This window comes from Streptomyces cyaneofuscatus (assembly GCF_033109485.1).
Lineage (GTDB): Bacteria > Actinomycetota > Actinomycetes > Streptomycetales > Streptomycetaceae > Streptomyces > Streptomyces cyaneofuscatus.
The window spans coordinates 7,888,513-7,909,269 of sequence record NZ_CP137002.1 but is presented as its reverse complement, the minus strand read 5'-3'; the positions used below and the strand labels follow the sequence as shown (position 1 = coordinate 7,909,269).

Here is a 20,757-nt window from a genome sequence, read left to right as displayed (position 1 = left end):
GTATAACTGTCACGCCGGTACCCTGCCCGCACCGGGGCTCAGCCGGTGATCACCAGCCCCTCGCGCAGCCGCTCCAGCACGGCTTCGGGGATGCGCAGGCCGGTGCGTACGTACCCGTCGAGGCCGCCCCACCGCTCGTCCATCGCGTCGAGCGCCACCTCCAGATAGCGGGGGCGCACCTCGACGATCGCCGCCGCAACGGCCGGATCACCGCCGCCGTCCAGGAACTTCTGGACGTACGGGGCGAACGCGGCGCGCACCGCGGGGTTCACCGCGAGGAAGTCCTGCCGCACGGTCTCCCGGGAGGCCCCCAGGATCATCAGCAGGACGGCCGCCGCCCAGCCGGTGCGGTCCTTGCCGGCCGTGCAGTGGAAGAGCACCGGCCGCGCGGCGGGGTCCGCGGCGGTCTCCAGGAAGGCCCGGTAGGCGGCCGCCGCGCCGGGCGAGAGCACCATCTTGCGGTAGGTCTCGGCGAACAGCTCCTCGGCCCGGCCGCCGCCCAGCGCGCGGTCCGCCTCGGCCGGATCGGCGAGCAGCGCCTTGAGCCGGGCCGGCGCCACGCCCGGGTGGTCGCCGAGGACGTCGGCGACGAAGAGCCGGGCCCGGTCCGGGAGCCGGTCCGGGGACCACTGCCGTTCGTCGGCGGTGCGCAGGTCGACGACCGTACGGATGCCGAGCGCGGCCACCGCCCGGTCGCGGCCCGGGTCCAGGTCGCTCAGCTGTCCCGAGCGAAACAGGACACCTTGCCGAACCCGGCGGTCACGGCCCAGGGCGATGCCCCCCAGGTCGCGCAGATTGACAACGGTGGCGGCCGGAACGGTCCGGGCGGTCTGCACGATGAACTGCCTCTTTCCCTGATGAGAACGCCTGGGGCTCCATCGGCCCAACGACCCACCGGCCCACCGGCCGGAACTCAGTCCGCCAGCAGATTGGCCTTCTGCTCCGCGAACTCGGCGTCCGTGAGCACGTCCCGCCCCCACAACTCGGCGAGCCGCTCCAGCCGGGTGATGATGTCGTCCCCCTCCGCCGCCTCGTCCGCGTCGGCGTCGGACCCGGTCACACCGAAGCGCTCATGGGTGATGAACGCGCCGCCCGCCTCCCGGAAGGTGCGGGCGAGCTGCGAGGTCCACAGGTCCTCCCGGACGACGAGGGCGACCGTCTCGCCCTGCGGCACACTCCGCTCCAGCACCTCCACGTTCCCGGCGCTCAGCGCCACGGCCGCCCCGCCCTCCGCCCCGTCGGCCGGAACCGTCCCCTCCGGGTCGAGCTCCGCCAGCTCCACCGGGGTCAGCGCACCGCCTTCGGCGCGACGGACGAAGGCCAGATCTCCGGCGCGCACGGCACCGGACGCCACGGCATCGGCGAGGACGGGCACGACGGCCCCGGTGAAGCCGCTGCCAGGGAAGGCGATGACGAGGTGTTCCACAGGTCCGACGGCCACGGTCGCGTCCTCTCCGCATCCCGGCGGCCACGAGGGCTCCGGGGTGGATACGGGCATGCAAGGGATGACACAAGAAAACGGAAAACTTCGCACATAATATGCATCAACCGTCTCATTCCCCCCTTTTTTGAGCATGGCCGTGTTGCGCCCGGCCCGTTCCGGCTTCCCCGCCGCTCGGCGCCGTCGCGCCGGTAACGCGACGGTATGTAAAGGATCAAGTGCGGACCGGAGAGGGCAAGGTCACAGCACGTGCCCCTGCTGCTCGTTCCCCGCGCTGGCCTAGCATCTGAGCATGACGGTCCAGCCTGCTGACGGGCTCTCTCCGGCCGCCGCGTTCCCCGACCCCTCCCATGACCAGTGGCAGAGCCTCGTCGAAGGCGTTCTGCGCAAGTCGGGCAAGGAAGTCTCGGGCTCGGCCGCCGAGGAAGCGCTGTCCACCACACTGGAGGACGGGCTCACCACCCGGCCCCTCTACACCGCGCACGACACCTCGCCGGACACCGGTTTCCCCGGCTTCGCGCCCTTCACCCGGGGCAGCAGGGCCGAGGGGAACGCGGCGGGCGGCTGGGACGTGCGCCAACGCCACGCCCTGAGCGACCCGGTCCGGCTCAACGAGGCGGTGCTCGGCGATCTGGAGAACGGGGTCACCTCGCTCTGGCTCACCGTGGGCGGCCCCGCGGGCGTCCCCGTGGAGTCGCTGGCCCGCTCGCTGGACGGCGTCTACCTCGACCTGGCGCCGATCGTGCTCGACGCCCCGGCCGACCTGGACGCCGCCGCAACCGAACTGCTGCGGCTGTACGAGGAGCGGGGCGTCGCCAAGGGCGAGGCGCGCGGCACTCTGGGCGCCGACCCGCTCGGCCACGAGGCCAGGACCGGCATCGAGGCCGACCTCACCGCCGCCGTCCGCTGGGCGAAGGTCTGCGGTGCGGAGTACCCGGGGCTGCGGGCGATCGCCGTGGACGCGCTCCCGTACCACGAGGCCGGCGGTTCGGCCGCCGAGGAGCTGGGGCTCTCCCTGGCGACCGGTGTCGCCTATCTGCGGGCGCTGACGGCGGCCGGGCTCGGGGTGGAAGAAGCCTGCGCGCAGCTGGAGTTCCGTTACGCGGCCACCGCCGACCAGTTCCTGACGATCGCGAAGCTGCGGGCCGCGCGCCGGCTGTGGGCGCGGGTCGCCGAGGTGTCGGGGGCGCCCGGGGCGGGCGGCCAGCGCCAGCACGCCGTGACGTCACCGGTGATGATGACGCGCCGCGACCCGTGGGTGAACATGCTGCGCACCACGCTCGCCACGCTGGGCGCGGGGGTCGGCGGCGCCGACTCCGTCACCGTCCTGCCGTTCGACCACGCGCTGGGGCTGCCCGACGCGTTCGCCCGGCGCATCGCCCGTAACACCTCCACGATCCTGATGGAGGAGTCGCATCTGGCCCGGGTCATCGACCCGGCGGGCGGCTCCTGGTACGTGGAGCGGCTCACCGACGAACTCGCGGTGGCCGCCTGGGCGTTCTTCCAGGAGACCGAGCGGGCGGACGGACTGCCCGCGGCCCTGCGCTCGGGGATGGTCGCGGAGCGGCTCGCCGCCACCTGGGCGGCGCGCAGCGCGAAGCTGGCCCGCCGCAAGGAGCCGATCACCGGGGTCAGCGAGTTCCCGATGCCCTCCGAGCGGCCGGTGGAGCGCGAGCCTTCGCCCGATCCGTACGCCGGCGCCCCGGGCGGTCTGCCCCGGGTGCGGCGCGACGAGGCGTTCGAGGCGCTGCGCGCCCGTTCGGACGCGCACCTCGCGGCGACGGGTGAGCGGCCCAAGGTGTTCATCGCCGCGCTCGGACCGGCCGCCGCGCACACCGCGCGGGCCTCCTTCGCCGTCAACCTCTTCGGGGCGGGCGGGATCGAGGCGGTGCACCAGCCGGTGTCGGTGGACGCGGCGACGGCGGGCGAGGCGCTGACCGCATCCGGTGCGAGCGTGACCTGTCTCTGCTCCTCGGATGCCCTGTACGCCGAGCAGGCGGCCGAGGTGGCCGGGGCGCTGAAGTCGGCGGGCGCGGCCCAGGTGTTCCTCGCGGGGCGCCCCGGCGAGTACGCCGATGTCGACTCCTACGTCTTCGCGGGCTGCGACACGGTCGCCGTTCTCACCTCCGTACTCGACCGCATGGGAGTGGCGTGATGCAGACATCGCCCACGGAACAGAAATCCTCCGGGACGTCCGCCGGGACACCCTCCGGGAAATCCTCCGTTCCGGACTTTTCCGAGGTCGCGCTGGAGTCCTCCGCTCCCCTGGCCGCCTCAGCCGAGGAGTGGCAGGCGGCCGTGGCCAAGGAGGCCGACGGCGCCGAGGCCCCGCTCTGGGAGACCCCCGAAGGCATCACGGTCAAGCCGCTCTACACCGGGGACGACCTGGAGGGCCTGGACGCGCTGCACAGCTACCCGGGGATCGCCCCGTATCTGCGCGGGCCTTACCCGACGATGTACGTCAACCAGCCCTGGACGATCCGTCAGTACGCCGGGTTCTCCACGGCCGAGGAGTCCAACGCCTTCTACCGGCGCAACCTCGCGGCCGGGCAGAAGGGTCTGTCGGTCGCCTTCGACCTGCCGACCCACCGGGGGTACGACAGCGACCACCCGCGCGTCACCGGTGACGTCGGTATGGCGGGCGTGGCGATCGACTCGATCTACGACATGCGCCAGCTGTTCGACGGCATTCCGCTGGACCGGATGTCGGTGTCGATGACGATGAACGGTGCGGTCCTCCCCGTACTGGCGCTGTACATCGTGGCCGCCGAGGAACAGGGCGTACCGCCCGAGAAGTTGGCCGGGACCATTCAGAACGACATTCTGAAGGAGTTCATGGTCCGCAACACCTACATCTATCCGCCGACCCCGTCGATGCGGATCATCTCGGACATCTTCGCGTTCACCTCGCAGAAGATGCCGCGCTACAACTCCATCTCGATCTCCGGGTATCACATCCAGGAGGCCGGGGCGACGGCCGACCTGGAGCTGGCGTACACGCTGGCCGACGGCGTGGAGTATCTGCGCGCCGGGCAGGAAGCGGGCCTGGACGTCGACGCGTTCGCGCCCCGGCTATCGTTCTTCTGGGCGATCGGCATGAACTTCTTCATGGAGGTCGCCAAACTGCGGGCGGCCCGGCTGCTCTGGGCGCGCCTGGTCAAGCAGTTCGACCCCAAGAACGCCAAGTCCCTTTCGCTGCGCACCCATTCGCAGACCTCGGGCTGGTCGCTGACCGCGCAGGACGTGTTCAACAATGTGACGCGTACGTGTGTGGAGGCGATGGCCGCGACGCAGGGGCACACCCAGTCGCTGCACACCAACGCGCTGGACGAGGCGCTGGCGCTGCCCACCGACTTCTCGGCGCGGATCGCCCGTAACACGCAGCTCCTGCTCCAGCAGGAGTCGGGCACCTGCCGGGTCATCGACCCGTGGGGCGGCAGCGCGTACGTGGAGAAGCTGACCCGCGACCTGGCGGACCGGGCCTGGCAGCACATCGAGGAGGTCGAGGCGGCCGGCGGGATGGCGAAGGCCATCGACGCGGGCATCCCCAAGCTCCGGGTGGAGGAGGCGGCCGCCCGTACGCAGGCGCGGATCGACTCCGGGCGGCAGCCGGTGATCGGGGTGAACAAGTACCGGGTGGAGACCGACGAGAAGATCGACGTGCTCAAGGTCGACAACTCCTCGGTGCGCACCCAGCAGATCGAGAAGCTGCGCCGGCTGCGCGAGGAGCGCGACGAGGTGGCGTGCCAGGAGGCGCTGCGGGCGCTGACGGCGGCCGCCGAGCGCAGCCCGGGCCCGGGCCTTGAGGGCAACCTGCTGGCGCTCGCGGTGGACGCGGCGCGGGCGATGGCCACGGTCGGGGAGATCTCGGACGCGCTGGAGAAGGTGTACGGGCGGCACGCCGGGCAGATCCGTACGATCTCCGGTGTGTACCGCAAAGAGGCAGGGGATTCCCCTTCGGTGGACCGCACCCGCGCGCTGGTCGACGCGTTCGAGGAGGCGGAGGGGCGCCGTCCGCGCATCCTGGTCGCCAAGATGGGCCAGGACGGCCACGACCGGGGCCAGAAGGTGATCGCCACGGCCTTCGCCGACCTGGGCTTCGACGTGGACGTCGGCCCGCTGTTCCAGACGCCGGGCGAGGTCGCGCGGCAGGCCGTCGAGGCCGACGTGCACATCGTGGGCGTCTCTTCGCTGGCGGCCGGGCACCTCACCCTGGTGCCGGCGCTGCGGGAGGAGCTGGCCGCCGAGGGCCGGGAGGACATCATGATCGTGGTGGGCGGGGTGATCCCGCCGCAGGACATCGAGGCCCTGCACGAGGCCGGCGCGGCCTCGGTCTTCCCGCCGGGGACGGTGATCCCGGACGCGGCCCACGATCTGGTGACGCGGCTCGGTGCCGCGCTCGGCCACGAGCTGTGAGCCGCTGACCGGATGGCTGCCAAGATCGACATCGACAGTTATGTGCAGGGAGTGCTCGACGGCAAGCGGGCGTTCGTGGCGCGCGCCATCACGCTCGTCGAGTCGACGCGGGCCGAACACCGGGTGCTGGCGCAGGAGTTGCTGAGCCGGCTGCTGCCGCACGCCGGGAAGGCCCGGCGGATCGGGATCAGCGGGGTGCCGGGGGTGGGCAAGTCCACCTTCATCGACGCGCTCGGCACGATGCTCACCGGGCTCGGGCACCGGGTGGCGGTGCTGGCCGTCGACCCGTCCTCCAGTCGTACGGGCGGTTCCATCCTGGGCGACAAGACCCGGATGGAACGGCTCGCGGTGGACCCGGCCGCCTTCGTACGCCCCTCCCCCACGGCGGGCACGCTGGGCGGGGTGGCGAAGGCGACCCGGGAGTCCATCGTGGTGATGGAGGCGGCCGGGTACGACGTGGTGCTCGTGGAGACGGTGGGGGTCGGGCAGTCGGAGACGGCGGTCGCCAACATGGTCGACACGTTCCTGCTGCTGACCCTGGCCCGGACCGGTGACCAGTTGCAGGGCATCAAGAAGGGTGTCCTGGAGCTGGCGGACGCCATCGCGGTGAACAAGGCGGACGGCCCGCACGAGCGCGACGCCCGGTCGGCGGCGCGCGAACTGGCGGGCGCGCTCAGGCTGATGCACCCGGTGGACGCGGCCTGGACCCCGCCGGTCCTCACGTGCAGCGCCCGCGAGTCGACCGGGCTCGACACGCTGTGGGAGCGGCTGGAGCAGCACCGTACGGTCCTGGAGTCCACCGGCCGGCTGGCGGCCAAGCGCCGCGACCAGCAGGTGGACTGGACGTGGACGATGGTCCGGGACGAGCTGCTGGACAGTCTGCGCAACCACCCTGCCGTGCGGAAGCTGGCGCCCGAGCTCGAACAGCGGGTCCGCGAGGGGACGTTGACGGCAACGCTGGCCGCCGAGGAGATTCTCGGCGTGTTCCGGGGCGACGAGCACGCCTGAGCCGTACCCACAGCTGAACAGACCGATGGGCCCCTGGACGGAGGGGCCCATCGGCGTTTCAGGGGGTTGCGCTCGACGCTCGTCAGGCGGCGACCGGGGGCGCGCTCACGGTCGGTACGACGACGGGGGTGCCGTCGGAGGTGGCGGTGAGGATCTCCGCCTCGATGCCGTACAACTCCCGTACGAGATCGGCGTCGACGATCTCGCGCGGCGGGCCGGAGGCGACGATGCGCCCGGCGCGCATGGCGACCAGGGTGTCGGCGTACCGGGCGGCCCCGGCCAGGTCGTGGACGACCATGACGATGGTCCGGCCCTGGGCCGCGACCTCGCGTACCAGGTCCAGGACCTCCACGGCGTGGCCGATGTCGAGGGCGCTGGTGGGCTCGTCGAGCAGGACGATCGGGGTCTCCTGGGCGAGGGCCATGGCGAGCCAGCATCGCTGGCGCTGGCCGCCGGAGAGCTGGTCGAGCCGGCGGTCGGCGAGGCCCGTCGTGCCGGTCGCCTCCAGGGCGCGGGTGACCGCCTCCTCGTCCTCGTGCGACCACTGGCGGAACAGCCCCTGGTGCGGGTGGCGTCCGTACCGTACGAGTCCGGCGACGGTCACCGCCTCGGGAGCCTGCGGGGCCTGGGGCAGCAGGGCGATGCGGTGCGCGGCGTCCCGCTGGCGCAGCTGCCAGACATCGGCGTCGCCGGCGAACACCTTGCCCGAGCGCGGCTGGTGGAGGCGGGCCACGCAACGCAGCAAGGTCGACTTGCCGCAGCCGTTGGGGCCGACGATCGCCACCACCTGGCCGGAGCCGACGGTCAGGTCGACACGGTCCACGGCGGTATGACCGGCGTATCCAGCGGTGAGCTGTTCAACACGGATGTCCACGAGGACCGGCCTTTCCGAAGAAATGGGGCATCACCTTGCCCGATGCCACTAAAGTAAGGCTAACCTTAGCCCGCCGAGCGGTCGACGGTCGCCCTTGTGCTGCCGTTGGACCCTCGTCGCTTCATGTCCCGTTGATCCCGGAGCCCTTGATGAACCTGCACCGCCCCGCCCGCACCGCTTCCCGAAGAGCCGCTCAGGCCGTCGCCACGCTCGGCACCGCCGTCCTGCTCCTGACGGCCTGCGGAGGGGGCTCCGACTCGGCCGAGTCCAAGCCGTCCGGCGAGAAGTCCGCCGAGGCGGACTCCGCCTCGGCCAAGACGCGGACCGTCAAGGACGCCACGGGGACGGCCGTGGAGATACCCGCCGAGCCGAAGCGCATCGTCACGCTCACCCAGGAGGACCTGGACGCGGTGCTCGCGCTCGACATCAAGCCGGTCGGCATCACCAACGGGCAGGGCCTGGACAAGCCGCCGGCCTACCTGGCGGACAAGGTCGAGGGCATCAACATCGTCGGCAACCTGCTCCAGCCGGTCATGGACAAGGTCGTCGCCGCCAAGCCCGACCTGATCCTCGCCGGTGACATGCAGGACGAGCAGGTACTCAAGCAGCTCCGCGAGATCACCCCGGCCACGCTGGTGACGATGGCCCCGACCGACGACTGGAAGCTGTTCTTCCGGGGTGTCGGCAACGCCGTCAACAAGCTGGACGCGGCCAACAAGTTCATCACCGACCACGAGGCCGCCGCGAAGGCCGCCGGTGAGAAGCTCGGCAAGAACAAGGGCGCCGAGGTCTCCATCGTCCGCTGGAACCCGGACGGGCCGAGCTGGATGGAGAACAAGCAGTTCGCCAGCGGTGTCGCGCTGGAGATGGGGCTGAAGCGGCCCAAGTCCCAGAACAAGGACGGCAACGCGCACACGCCGTCGCTGAGCCTGGAGAAGATCAACGAGATCGACGGTGACTGGCTGTTCCTGTCGACGCTGACCTCGGACGGCGCCAAGGCGCTCAAGGACGTACAGGGCAAGCCGGCCTACAAGGAGCTCGGCGCCGTCAAGAACAAGCAGGTCGTGACGGTCGACGGCTCGGTGTGGTCGACGCGCGGCGGGCCGCTGGCGGCCGACGTCGTGATGGAGGACTACGTCAAGGCGCTCTCCGCCAAGTAGTCGTCGCAGTCACCGGCGCAGTCACAAACGCAGTCGCAGGCGCACGCCGGAACGCCGTTCGGCCCGGCCCGGGATCTCCTCCGGGCCGGGCCGCGGGGCGGTTTCCGCCGGGTCAGGCGGATTCTGCGGCTGCCTTACGGGCCGCCGCGAAGTCCGCCGCCGTCCACGCCATGCCCACCGCACCGTCCAGCAGGGCCTGTTCGGCCGCCGGAGACACCGCGGCGGCGACGAACTCCGGCTCGTGCGGGCCGCAGGCACCCCCGCTGATGTCCAGCACCGGATGGATGGACGGCACCGCGTGCGAGACGTTGCCCATGTCCGTACAGGCGAAGGGCGGGCGCTCCACGGACTCGGCCCGGCCGAGCACGCGGGCGTTGGCGGTCCAGAGCCGGAGCAGCTCCGCGTCGCCCCGGAAGTCGAGGTAGTCGGGTTCGGGCTGCTCCAGGGTCACTTCGCATCCCGTGGCGAGCGCGCCGGCGCGGAAGCAGTCCTCGACGCGCAGCCGCAGCTCCCGCAGGTCCTCGGCGGCGAGCGCGCGGATCTCGTACGTGGCGGTGGCCCGGTCGGGTATCACGTTGGGCGAGGTCCCGGCCGCCGTGGTGATGCCGTGCACCCGCCACTGGGGCGGCAGTTGCTGGCGCAGGAGGCCCAGGGCGACCTGGGCGACCGTCAGCGCGTCGGCGGCGTTGCGGCCCTCGTGCGGGTTGAGGCTGGGGTGGGCGGAGCGGCCGGTGTAGGTGACGTCGAGGGTGCCGAGGGCGAACGAGCGGAAGTCGGCCAGCTCGAAGGGGCAGGGGTGGACCATCATCGCGGCGTCCACCCCGTCGAACGCCCCGGCCTCCAGGAGGAGTGCCTTGCCCGCACCGCGCTCCTCGGCGGGGGTGCCGATCACCCTTACGGTCAGGCCGAGTTCGTCCGCGTACGGGGCGAGGCCGAGCGCCGCGCCGACCCCGGCGGCGGCGATCAGGTTATGGCCGCAGGCGTGGCCAAGACCGGGCAGCGCGTCGTACTCGCAGGCGATGGCCACGGTGACGGGTCCCGAGCCGATCGTGGCCCGGAACGCCGTCTCCAGGCCGTGGGCGGGGGCGGTGACGTCGAAGCCGTGTGCGGCCAGGAGTTCGGCGCAGAGGGCGGCGGAGCGGTGCTCCTCGAAGGCGGTCTCGGGGTCGGCGTGGATGCGCCGGCTGAGGTCGAACAGGGCTTCCGCGTGGATCGTGACCGTGTCCCGGACGGCGGCCTTGAGGGCGCCGAGCCGCTCGTCGGCCACCTCGCCGTCCTGTGTAGCGGCGTGTTCGGTTCCGGGGACGGTCATGGGTCTCTCCTGGCGTTCCGGGACCGCCCGGGGACGGTCGCCTGCACTGTCGGAAATAGGTTAACTTAGCCTTACCTAAGTGCGTGCCGGGGAGCCTGGTGGCCCGGTGTCCGTTGTCCTTCAGGGGAGTCGTCACACACATGCATGAGCGTCCGAACCGCCCGACCAGCTCTTCGGCAGCGCACCCCGGCGGCCCTCCCTCCCGAGCGCTGCCCCTCCTGACCGCCCAGTCGGGCATCTACTACGCGCACCAGCTGGCGCCGCTCGGCACGGAGCTGAACACGGCCGACTATGTGGAGATCGACGGGCCGCTCGACGCGGACCTGTTCACCGAGGCGCTCGGGCGAGCCGTGGGCGAGGCGGACACGCTGGCCGTACGGGTCTCCGAGACCGACGGCACACCGGTGCAGCACGTCGTTCACGGGGAAGTCGTCGTCCACCGGCTGGAACTGACGCCGGAGCAGGCCGAGGCGTGGATGCGGGAGGATCTGGCCCGGCCGGTGGACCTCGCCTCCGCCGACGGGCTGATGACGCAGGCGCTGATCCGCGTCGGTGAGGGCCGCCACTGGTGGTACCAGCGCGTCCACCACATAGCCGTCGACGCCTACGCGCTCTCGCTGATCGGACGCCGGGTCGCCGAGCTCTACTCGGCCGCCGTCGCCGACGAGCCCGCGCCCGAAGGCCGGTTCGCCCCGCTGAGCGAGCTGACCGACGACGAGACGGCGTATCTGGCCGGTGCGGAGTATGCCGAGGACCGCGCCTTCTGGGCGGAGCGGATGGCCGGGTACGTCCCCGAGGCCGCACCCACCACGCCCGACGCCTCGGCCGGTGGCGACCTCCTGCACCGGATCACCGACCTCCCCGCCAGCACCCTGGACCGGCTCTCCCGGGCGGCGCACGCCGCCAAGGCGACCTGGGCCGAGCTCGTGGTCGCCGCGACCGCCGGTCATCTGCACCGGCTCACCGGCACCGAGGACGTGGTGCTGGGCCTGCCGCTGACCAACCGGCGCGGGCCGGCCGCCCTGCGCACGCCCGCCATGACGGTGAACGTGCTGCCGCTGCGCATCGCCGTACGCCCGCAGGACACCGGGGCGGAGCTGCTGCGCCGGGTGGTGCTGGAGATCCGCGCGGTCCGCCGCCACCAGCGCTACCCGCAGGCCGACCTCCGCCGCGATCTGGCCCTGGAGTCGGCCGACGCGCCGCTGACCGGCCCCATGGTCAACATCAAGGCCTTCGACACCGCCCTGGACTTCGCCGGTCTTCCCGGCACCGTGCGCAACCTCGCCGCCGGACCCGTGGAGAGCCTCGCGGCCGGCGCGGCGCCGGGACCGGACGGCGGGCTGCGGCTCACGCTGGACGCCCACCCCGCCGCGTACGGGGAGGCGGGGCTCGCCGCCCACGGGGAGACCTGGCTGCGCTATCTCGACGGCCTGACCGAGCTGTTGCTCACCGCCCCGGACCGGCCCGTCGCCACGCTGGACCTGCTCACCGACGACCAGGTGCGCGAGGCCACGGCGGGCCGCTCCGAACCGGCCGTCGCCCCGACCGTCCCCCAGGCGTTCACGGCCCAGGCCGCGCTGACGCCCGAGGCCGTCGCCGTACGCTCCACCCTCGCGGGAACGTTCCGGGGGGCCGGGGCCGGGACGACGGAAGGCGCTGAGGAGGCGGAAGGCACCGGTGCCACCCTCACCTTCGCCGAGCTGGACGCCGCCTCCGACCGGCTGGCCCACCTCCTGGCCGGGACCGGGACCGGGAGCGGGACCGAGACCGGGTCCGGGGCCCCGGCGCAGACCGGTGCCACGGTGGCGCTGGCGCTGCCCCGGACCGCCGACATGGTGGTGGCCCTGCTCGCCGTGCTCAAGGCGGGCCTGGTCTGCCAGCCGCTGGACCTCGGCCACCCCGCCGCCCGGACCCTGGCCGTCCTGGAGGACGCCCGGCCCGTCGCCGTCATCGGCACCACCGCGACGCTGGCCGCGCTCCCGCCGCACGGCCTCGCCACCGTCGCGCTCGACGAGCCCGCGACGGCCGACGCCCTCGCCGGCTGCCCCGCCGGGCCGCTCACCACCGCTCCCGCGCCCGGTGACCCCGCCTATCTCATCCACACCTCCGGTTCGACCGGGCGCCCCAAGGGCGTCCTCGTCAGCCACGCCTCGCTGGCCAATCTCGGCGCGGGCCACCTCACCGACCACATCGCACCCGCCGTCGCCCGCACCGGCCGGGAGCGGCTCCGGGTCGGCCACAGCGCCTCGTTCGCCTTCGACGCGTCCTGGGACCCGCTGCTGTGGATGGTCCACGGCCATGAGCTGCATCTGCTGGACGACGCCGCCTACCGGGACCCCGCGGTCCTGTCCGCGTACGTCGACACCCACCGCGTCGACTATCTCGATGTCACTCCTTCCTACGCCGAAGCGCTCATCGCCGAAGGCCTGCTGGACGCGGGCCGCCACCACCCGGCCCACCTGGTCGTCGGCGGCGAGGCCGTGCCCCCGGCCCTCTGGGAGCGGCTGACCACCGCCAACGCGGTGCACCCGGTCAACCTCTACGGGCCGACCGAGACGACCGTCGACGCCTACTACTGGCTCCCCGGCCCCTCGGCGGACCGGCCCGAGGGCAGACCCGTGCGGGGATCGCGGGTCTATGTCCTGGACTCCTCCCTGCGTCCCGTGCCCGCCGGGGTGACCGGTGAGCTGTACGTCGCCGGGCCCTGCCTGGCCCTCGGCTACCTGGGCCGTCCCGACCTGACCTCCGAGCGGTTCGTCGCCGACCCGTTCGGCGCGCTCCACGGCAGCCCCGGCGGCCGGATGTACCGCACCGGGGACCTGGTGCGCCGCCGCGAGGACCACACCCTGGAGTTCCTGGGCCGCAGCGACGATCAGGTGAAGATCCGCGGCTTCCGCATCGAACTCGGCGAGATCCAGGCCCGGCTGGCAACCCACCCGCAGGTCGCGGCGGCCGCCGTCATCGCCCGGGAGACCGGGCACGGCAAGCGCCTCCTCGCCTACGCCGTCGCGGAGAAGGGCGGGACGGCCCCCACCCCGAACGCCCTCCGGGACCACCTGGCCGCCGCCCTGCCCGAGCACATGGTCCCCGCGACCGTGACGCTGCTGGACGCCCTCCCCCGTACCGCCAACGACAAGCTGGACCACCGCGCCCTGCCCGACCCCGAACCGCTCGCCCCCGCCATCGGGGCCGAGGTCGTCGGCGAGAGCGGCCCGCACACCGAGATCGTGCGGGGGCTCTACGCCGACGTGCTCGGTATCGCGGAGCCCCCGGCCGCCGAGGCGGGCTTCCTCGACCTCGGCGGGCACTCCCTGCTCGCCGCCCGGCTGGCCGCCCGCGTCCGCGAGCACTTCGGCGTCCCGTTCTCCATCGCCGACGTCTTCCGCCACTCCACCGCGGCCGCCATCGCCGCCCAGGTCCGCACCCGCAGCGGCGCGGCCACCGCGTCCGTACCGCTCTCCCCGCTCCCCCGCACCGGTCCCCTCCCCCTCTCTCCGGCCCAGCAGCGGCTCTGGTTCCTCCACCGCCTCGAAGGCCCCAGCCCGACCTACAACATCCCGCTCGTCCTCAGCGTCAACGGCCCCCTCGACCAGGACGCACTCCAGCTCGCCCTGCACGATCTGGTGGACCGTCACGAGACACTGAGAACGGTATATCCGCCCACTGACAACGCCCCCGGAGCGGATGGCGACGACGCCCCCCACCAGGTCATTCTTCCGCCGGGTCATGAGGCGGCCCGTCCGGTGCTGCGCCTCGCGGAGCCCGGCAGCGACCTCACCGAGGCGGTGCGGTACTGCTTCGACCTGGCCGCCGAGCCGCCCCTGCGCACGGTGCTGTTCAGCGACTCCCCGGACCACCACACCCTGCTCCTGCTGCTCCACCACATCGCGGGCGACGGCGCGTCCACCACTCCCCTGGCCCGCGACCTCGCCACGGCCTACACCGCTCGCGTAGCGGGCACCGCCCCGGAGTTCACGCCGCTGGCCGGCCAGTACGTCGACCACGCCGCCCGGCTCCAGCAGCTCCTGGGCACCCCCGCCGACCCGACCCCGCTCGCCGAGACCCAGCTCGCCCACTGGCGCGAGGCGCTGGCCGGGCTGCCGGACCAGCTGGAGCTGCCCACCGACCGGCCCCGCCCGCCCGTCGCCACCTCGGCCGGTGACACCGTGCCCTTCGCGCTCGACGCGGCCACCCACGAGGCGCTGCGCCGGCTGGCCAGGGCGCACGGCGCGACGGTCTTCATGACCGTGCAGGCGGGCCTCGCCGCCCTGCTGACCCGCAACGGCTGCGGGACCGACATCCCGCTCGGCACCCCCGTGGCGGGCCGCGACGACGACACCACGGCCGGGCTCGTCGGCTTCTTCACCAACACCGTGGTCCTGCGCACCGACACCTCCGGCGACCCCGGCTTCGGCGCCCTGCTGGACCGGGTGCGGGCGACGACGCTCGCCGCGTACGAGCACGACGCGCTGCCCTTCGACCACCTCGTGGAGGCGCTGAACCCGCCGCGCTCGCTGGCCCGGCACCCGCTGTTCCAGGTGATGCTGGCCTGGCAGTCGATCGCGGACGGCCCCGCCGCCTTCGGTCCGGACGCCACCGCGCGGCTCGCCGCCGTACCGTCGGGCACGGCCAAGTTCGACCTGACCCTCAACGCGGGCGAGCTGGCCGACGGCGGGATCGCCGGGTTCCTGGAGTTCCGCACGGACCTCTTCGACCGGGCGACCGCCCAGGCGCTCGCGGACCGGCTGGCCCGGCTGCTGACCGCCGCGGCCACGGAGCCGGAGACCCCGGTCGGGCTGCTGCCCGTGCTCGGTGCGGACGAGGTGCACCGCGCTCTGGTCGAGGCCAACGGCGTGCCGGCCGACCGGCCGGTGCCGCTCACGCTCGCGGAGGTCTACGAGGTGGCGGCGCGCCGTCACCCGGACCGGGTGGCTGTGAGCTGCGCGGGCGAGTCGCTCACGTACGCGCAACTCTCCTCCCGTGCGCAGTCGTTGGCACGGCTGCTCGCGGCCCGCGACATCGGTCCCGGCTCCATCGTGGCCCTCGCGCTGCCGCGCTCGCTGGACCTGGTGGCCGGGCTGCTCGCGGTGTCGCTGTCGGGCGCCGCGTATCTGCCGATGGACCCGGACTACCCGGCGGACCGGCTGGCGTACATGCTGGAGGACGCCCGTCCGGCCGCGCTGATCACGGACACGGCGACGGCGGACAAGCTGCCCGCGCACCAGCTGCCGCTGATCACGGTGGACGAGGCGGCGGGCTTCCCCGACGGGCCGCTGAGCCAGTCGGACCGGACGCGGCCGCTGAGCCCGCAGGACCCGGCGTACGTCATCTACACCTCGGGATCCACCGGCCGTCCCAAGGGAGTTGTGGTCACGCAGCACAATGTGACGCGGCTGATGACGGCGACCGAGCACTGGTTCGCGTTCGGCCCTGAGGACGTGTGGACGCTGTTCCACTCCTACGCCTTCGACTTCTCGGTGTGGGAGCTGTGGGGCGCGCTGCTCTACGGCGGCCGGGTCGTCGTCGTACCGCATCTGACGAGCCGTGACCCGCAGGCGTTCCTCCGGCTGTTGGCCGATGAGCAGGTGACCGTCCTCAACCAGACGCCGTCCGCGTTCTACCAGTTGGCCGCCGCCGACCGGGAGGCCCCGGGGCACAACCTGGCGCTGCGGTATGTGGTGTTCGGCGGTGAGGCGCTGGAGCTGGGGCGGCTCGCGGACTGGTACACGCGCCACCACGAGAACGCGCCGACGCTGGTCAACATGTACGGCATAACCGAGACCACGGTCCATGTCTCCTACCTGGCGCTCGACCGCGAGACGGCCGCCTCCGCGGTCTCCAGCACCATCGGGGTCAACATCCCGGACCTGCGGGTCTATGTGCTGGACGACCGGCTCCAGCCGGTGCCGCCCGGGGTGACCGGTGAGATGTACGTCGCCGGTCAGGGTGTGGCTCTCGGCTATCTGGGGCGGCCCGACCTGACGGCGGGGCGTTTCGTCGCGGACCCGTTCGCGCATCTCTTCGGGGAGAGCGGGACCCGGATGTACCGCTCGGGCGACCTCGCCCGGCGGCGTACCGACGGGGCGCTCGAATACTTCGGGCGCGGCGACCAGCAGGTGAAGATCCGCGGGTTCCGTATCGAACTGGGCGAAATCGAGGCCGTGTTGGCCGCACATCCGGAGGTCGCGGATGTGGCGGTCGTCGTGCGCGAGGACGTGCCGGGTGACAAGCGGCTGGTCGGGTACGTGGTTCCCGCGCCCGGCACCGACCCGGTCCCGGGTGAGCTGCGCGAGCACGCGGCGGCCACGCTGCCGGTGCACATGGTGCCCTCCGCGGTGGTGGTGCTGGACCGGCTGCCACTGACCGGCAACGGCAAGCTGGACCGCAAGGCGCTGCCCGCTCCGGGCGCTCCTGTGGGCGGCGGGGGCCGGGCGCCGCGCACGGTGCGCGAGGAGCAGCTCTGCTCGATCTTCGCGGAGGTGCTGGGGCTGCCGGCGGCCGGGGTGGAGGACAACTTCTTCGACCTGGGCGGCCATTCGCTGCTCGCCGTGCGCCTCGCGGGGCGGATCAAGTCCGCGTTCGGCATCGAGGTGTCGATCGGCACGGTCTTCCAGGCGCCGACGCCCGCCTCGCTGGATTCGGCGCTGGACGTCTCGCGTGAGGAGGATCCGCTCGATGTCCTCCTGCCGCTGCGGCCGGCCCGCCCCGGCGACCGCTCCCCCGTCCACTGTGTGCACCCGGCGGGTGGTCTGAGCTGGTGCTACGCCGGTCTGATCCGCCACCTCCCGGCCGATGTGCCGATCTACGGGCTCCAGGCCCAGGGCGTCGGCGAGGCGACGGCGGACGAACCGCTGCCGACCACGCTGGAGGAGCTGGCCGCCCACTACGCGTCCCGTATCCGCGAGGTCCAGCCGGAGGGGCCCTACCGGCTGCTCGGCTGGTCGACCGGCGGGATCATCGCCCACGCGATCGCGGCGGTGCTCCAGGAGGCGGGCCACGAGGTCGAGTTGCTGGCGATCCTGGACGCGTACCCCGCCGAGGGTTTCCGCGACCTGCCGGTGCCCGACCAGGCCGAGGCGCTCGAATCGCTGCTCACCATGGGCGGTTACGGCCCCGAGAGCCTCGGCGACAAGGAGCTGACGACGGCGAACGTGGTGGAGGTGCTGCGCCGCGAGGGCTCCCCGCTGGCCGCGCTCTCCGCCGCGAAGATCGAGGCCCTCGGCGAGGTCTACCTCAACACCAACGACCTCGTACGCGCCTACGACCACCGGGTGTTCCGGGGCGATGTGCTGTTCTTCCGGGCCACGGTGGACACCATCGACGACACCCTGACACCGGAGACGTGGACGCCGTACGTGAGCGGGCGCATCGACAACACGAACGTGGCCTGCTCGCACAAGGACATGACCCTGCCCGAACCGATCGCGCACATCGCCCGCGTGGTCGCCGACCGACTCACCGAGCTGGAGAAGTGACACCGATGAGTGACGCATCCGCCAACCCCTTCGACGCGGACGGGGAGTTCCTCGTCCTGACCAACGAAGAGGGCCAGCACTCGCTGTGGCCGCTGTTCGCGGCGGTGCCCGCCGGCTGGTCGACGGCTCACGGTCCGTGCGCCCGCCAGGAGGCGCTGGACTGGATCAGCGCGCACTGGGCCGGCCCCGTCGCCGTCACCGCCCGGTGAGCGGGCTGCTGATCCGGCCCCGGATACGTCCCCGGGTCGCCGTCGTCCTCGTCTACACGGCCGCCATGTGCATGAACGGCCTGGACTCGACGATCGTGAACCCGGCGCTCTACACGATCGCGGGCGACTTCGGCCGCCCCCTGTCCGCTGCCAACACCGTCGAGACGGCCTTCCTGGTCGCCCTCGCGGTGGGGCTGCCGGTGGCGGGATGGCTGGGCGACCGGTTCGGGACGAAGCGGGTGTTCCTCGGAGCGCTGACCGCGTTCACGATCGCCTCGGCGGTCTGCGGTCTGGCGCCCGACCTCAACACGCTCGTCGTCGCCCGGGCCGTACAGGGCCTGGCCGGTGGGCTGTTGACGCCGGTCGGGATGACGCTGCTGTTCCGGGCGTTCCCGCCGCACGAGCGGATGAAGCTGGCCAAGGTGCTGATCGTGCCGACGGCTCTGATGCCCGCGCTCGGCCCGCCGCTGGGCGGTCTGCTGACCGAACACCTCTCCTGGCACTGGCTGTTCTTCGTGAACGTGCCGATCGGTACGGCGGCGGTGCTGCTCGGCGTCTTCGGTCTGCGCGAGCATGTGGAGGGCCCGGAGGGGAAGTTCGACACGGTCGGCTTCTGGCTGGCCACTCCGGCGCTGGGGCTGCTGACGTACGCGCTCGGCTTCGGCCCGTCCCAGGGCTGGACCCGGCCCGCCGTCGCCGTCAGCGCGGCGCTGGGCTCCGTCCTGCTGGTGGCCGCCGTCCTACATCAGGTGCGGGCGCAGACGCCGTTGCTGAAGCTGCGGCTGCTCGCCGACCGGGTGTACGGGTCGGCCTCGGCGCTCGCCGGAGTCACCGCGGCCGGGCTGATGGGCGTGCTGTTCGTCTTCCCGCTGCTTTACCAGGCGAGCCTGGGCGCCTCGGCACTCGATGCGGGGCTGAGCGTCTTCCCGGAGGCGGTGGGGCTGATGCTGGCCTCGCAGGTGGTGGACCGGCTGCTGCCGAAGCTCGGCCCCCGGCTGCTGACCGTACCGGCGCTGCTGGTCGCCGCGGCGGTCTTCGCGACGCTCGCGATTCCGGGCGTGGCGGAGAACGCGTGGAGCGTGCGCGGGCTGATGTTCCTGATCGGTCTGGTGCTCGGGACGGCGGTGCTCACCGTGCAGATCTCCGGGTTCGAGTCGATCGGGCCCGCCGACATGGGCCAGGCCATGGGCCTGTTCCAGATCGTCCGCACGCTCGGCGGTGCGCTGGGCATCGCCGCTTGTGCGGCGGTGATCGGGGGCGGCCATGTGACGGAGGCCGCCGCCGACCCGGGCCCGTACCGCACGGCGGTCTGGGTGACGGCGGCGCTCGTCGCGGTCGGGGCGCTCATCGCGCTGCGGCTGCCGCGTGAGGCTCCGCAGCCGCCGCCGTTCGACGACGAGGACGCGCCGCCGCCGGGTGAAGACCTGGCGGCGGACGAGGCTCCGGCCGTCAAGGGCTGAGAGCGGAGAGCGCGAGGCCCGGAGGGGCCGAGCGGGTACGACAAAGGGGCGGGGCGGCATCCGGAGGGGGATGCCGCCCCGCCCCTTTCGGCGTTCCGGGCGGAGGGTGGGGAGATGTTACGGGCGGCCGAGCAGCCCCGCCAGGCCGTCCGCGAGGCCGCCGCGCCAGCACGCGTAGTCGTGGCCGCCGTTGAACTCCTGGTAGCGCACGTCGTATCCGCGGGCCCGCAGGGTGTTGCGGAAGCGGCGGTTCTCCTCCAGCAGCATCCACTCCTGGTGGCCCACCTCCACGTGGAGGCTGATGGGCCGGCGCTCGCCCCAGGCGTACTGGCCGGTGAGCCACTCGCCCTCGCGGTCGTCGTCCGGCCACCAGAAGGAGCCTGACTGGGAGAGCGCGAGGCCGAAGCGGTCGGGCCGCTGGAACGCGGCGAAGGCGGCGGTGAGGCCGCCCGCGCTCTGGCCGGCGACGACCGTGCGTGCCGCGTCCGCCCCGGCCCCGTACTCCTGCTCCACCCAGGGCAGCAGGGTGTCCGCGAGCCAGTCGACGAACGGGGCGCTGCACGCGAGGTCCTCCATACGGCGCCCCATGGTGTCGATCAACACCGCGACGGTGGGCGGGATTTCGCCGTCCGCGTGCAGGTTGTCGAAGATGTCGCCGACGCCGAGCACCGGTCCCCACATCTCGCCGTCCAGGAGCACGGCGAGCGCGTACGGGCCTGCCTCCGGGCGGTGTCCGGGCGGGAGGTGGACCGTGATCCGGCGGCCGTCCACCTCGGTGTCGAGGCTCTCGCCCCGGTCCACCTCGTCGCGGCGCCGGATGCGCGACTGGTCGGGCGCTTCGGGGAGTTCGAGTACGGAGGCGGGGTTGCGGCCGTCGCGGGAGGGCAGCGGGACCCCGGTGTTGAGCGGGTCGGGCTCGGCCTGGTCGAGGACCCGGCGCCAGGAGGGGCGGTCGGCGCGCAGGGCGTCCTCGCGGGTGCCGCAGGTGGCGTGGAACTGGTACGAGGCGCGGTGGTCGGTGCGCAGCCGGTGGCTGATGGCCCAGACCCCGGTGCCCTCGACCCGTTCCATCAGGTGCGGGGCGAGGTCGCCGGCGTGCCGGTCCTTGTCGGTGACCGTGTGGACCAGGGCCAGGACGTGGGTGGCGGGGCGGGCGGGGTCCTCGCGGCGGACGAAGGTGACCAGCCGGTGGTCGGCCTCGCCCTCGGGGTCGGGTTCCACGAGGGGGGCGCCGGTTTCGGAGACGTACCGCCAGAACGCCTCCTCGGCGTCCGGCTTGCCCTCGCGTACGTCCTCAAGAAGCGTACGCAGCAAGGGGCTTCGCACGGTGGGTACCTCGGATCGGTTCGGTCCCGCGGACACGGGCGGGGCGGGCGGGTTGCGGCGCGGTGGGTAGGTCATG

General features: G+C 72.9%; 12 protein-coding genes. 7 read left to right on the top strand and 5 right to left on the bottom strand.

The features are described 5' to 3' along the window. Window positions 1-38: 38 nt before the first annotated feature. Complete coding sequence (locus tag R2B67_RS34905) at window positions 39-836, bottom strand: tyrosine-protein phosphatase (RefSeq protein WP_317824600.1); 798 nt, start codon at window positions 834-836, stop codon at window positions 39-41. Between the two features lie 77 nt (window positions 837-913). Beyond that, window positions 914-1,441 (bottom strand): DUF6325 family protein, encoded by a 528-nt coding sequence (locus R2B67_RS34900; protein WP_317824599.1) that lies wholly within the window; start codon window positions 1,439-1,441, stop codon window positions 914-916. Window positions 1,442-1,733: 292 nt separating this feature from the next. Here R2B67_RS34900 and R2B67_RS34895 point away from each other — a divergent pair, with 292 nt between their 5' ends. The 3 genes from R2B67_RS34895 to meaB are packed head-to-tail and all read left to right on the top strand — an operon-like array spanning window position 1,734 to window position 6,865. After that, a complete protein-coding gene (locus R2B67_RS34895) occupies window positions 1,734-3,596 on the top strand; it encodes a methylmalonyl-CoA mutase family protein (protein ID WP_317824598.1) in 1,863 nt (620 codons plus the stop codon). Then, window positions 3,596-5,857: a methylmalonyl-CoA mutase gene (scpA, locus tag R2B67_RS34890; protein WP_317824597.1), complete on the top strand. Its 2,262-nt coding sequence runs from the start codon at window positions 3,596-3,598 to the stop codon at window positions 5,855-5,857. The genes R2B67_RS34895 and scpA overlap by 1 nt, the downstream gene beginning before the upstream one ends. Window positions 5,858-5,869: 12 nt before the next feature. Further along, the gene (gene meaB, locus R2B67_RS34885; RefSeq protein WP_018515043.1) at window positions 5,870-6,865 is read left to right on the top strand and encodes a methylmalonyl Co-A mutase-associated GTPase MeaB; all 996 of its coding nucleotides are present in this window, start codon (window positions 5,870-5,872) and stop codon (window positions 6,863-6,865) included. Window positions 6,866-6,947: 82 nt separating this feature from the next. Here meaB and R2B67_RS34880 read toward each other — a convergent pair whose 3' ends face one another. Then, complete coding sequence (locus R2B67_RS34880; RefSeq protein WP_026242023.1) at window positions 6,948-7,739, bottom strand: ABC transporter ATP-binding protein; 792 nt, start codon at window positions 7,737-7,739, stop codon at window positions 6,948-6,950. A gap of 149 nt (window positions 7,740-7,888) precedes the next feature. Here R2B67_RS34880 and R2B67_RS34875 point away from each other — a divergent pair, with 149 nt between their 5' ends. Then, window positions 7,889-8,899 (top strand): ABC transporter substrate-binding protein, encoded by a 1,011-nt coding sequence (locus R2B67_RS34875; protein ID WP_317824596.1) that lies wholly within the window; start codon window positions 7,889-7,891, stop codon window positions 8,897-8,899. Between the two features lie 112 nt (window positions 8,900-9,011). Here the strand turns inward: R2B67_RS34875 and R2B67_RS34870 are convergent, their stop codons facing one another. After that, entirely contained in the window at window positions 9,012-10,211 is a 1,200-nt protein-coding gene (locus R2B67_RS34870) for an amidohydrolase (RefSeq protein WP_317824595.1), read from the bottom strand. Window positions 10,212-10,351: 140 nt separating this feature from the next. On the opposite strand from R2B67_RS34870, the gene R2B67_RS34865 reads away from it, so the two are divergent. Genes R2B67_RS34865 through R2B67_RS34855 form a run of 3 tightly spaced genes read left to right on the top strand, consistent with a single transcriptional unit; the run spans window position 10,352 to window position 19,355 of the window. Then, the gene (locus tag R2B67_RS34865; protein ID WP_317824594.1) at window positions 10,352-17,686 is read left to right on the top strand and encodes a non-ribosomal peptide synthetase; all 7,335 of its coding nucleotides are present in this window, start codon (window positions 10,352-10,354) and stop codon (window positions 17,684-17,686) included. Window positions 17,687-17,691: 5 nt separating this feature from the next. Next, complete coding sequence (locus R2B67_RS34860; protein ID WP_018515038.1) at window positions 17,692-17,895, top strand: MbtH family protein; 204 nt, start codon at window positions 17,692-17,694, stop codon at window positions 17,893-17,895. After that, window positions 17,892-19,355 carry a DHA2 family efflux MFS transporter permease subunit gene (locus tag R2B67_RS34855; protein ID WP_317824593.1) on the top strand — a complete coding sequence of 488 codons (1,464 nt, stop codon included), beginning with the start codon at window positions 17,892-17,894 and terminating at the stop codon, window positions 19,353-19,355. Before R2B67_RS34860 ends, R2B67_RS34855 begins: the two co-directional genes overlap by 4 nt. A 117-nt stretch (window positions 19,356-19,472) precedes the next feature. On the opposite strand, the gene fes is transcribed toward R2B67_RS34855, so the two are convergent. Continuing rightward, complete coding sequence (gene fes, locus R2B67_RS34850) at window positions 19,473-20,756, bottom strand: enterochelin esterase (protein ID WP_317824592.1); 1,284 nt, start codon at window positions 20,754-20,756, stop codon at window positions 19,473-19,475. Window position 20,757: the final 1 nt, after the last annotated feature.

What these genes read in the sequence shown, in the direction of transcription:
- R2B67_RS34895 (WP_317824598.1), top strand. Translation starts at nt 1,734, where the DNA reads ATGACGGTCCAGCCTGCTGACGGGCTCTCTCCGGCCGCCGCGTTCCCC.
- scpA (WP_317824597.1), top strand. Translation starts at nt 3,596, where the DNA reads ATGCAGACATCGCCCACGGAACAGAAATCCTCCGGGACGTCCGCCGGG.
- meaB (WP_018515043.1), top strand. Translation starts at nt 5,870, where the DNA reads ATGGCTGCCAAGATCGACATCGACAGTTATGTGCAGGGAGTGCTCGAC.
- R2B67_RS34875 (WP_317824596.1), top strand. Translation starts at nt 7,889, where the DNA reads ATGAACCTGCACCGCCCCGCCCGCACCGCTTCCCGAAGAGCCGCTCAG.
- R2B67_RS34870 (WP_317824595.1), bottom strand. Translation starts at nt 10,211, where the DNA reads ATGACCGTCCCCGGAACCGAACACGCCGCTACACAGGACGGCGAGGTG.
- R2B67_RS34865 (WP_317824594.1), top strand. Translation starts at nt 10,352, where the DNA reads ATGCATGAGCGTCCGAACCGCCCGACCAGCTCTTCGGCAGCGCACCCC.
- R2B67_RS34860 (WP_018515038.1), top strand. Translation starts at nt 17,692, where the DNA reads ATGAGTGACGCATCCGCCAACCCCTTCGACGCGGACGGGGAGTTCCTC.
- fes (WP_317824592.1), bottom strand. Translation starts at nt 20,756, where the DNA reads ATGACCTACCCACCGCGCCGCAACCCGCCCGCCCCGCCCGTGTCCGCG.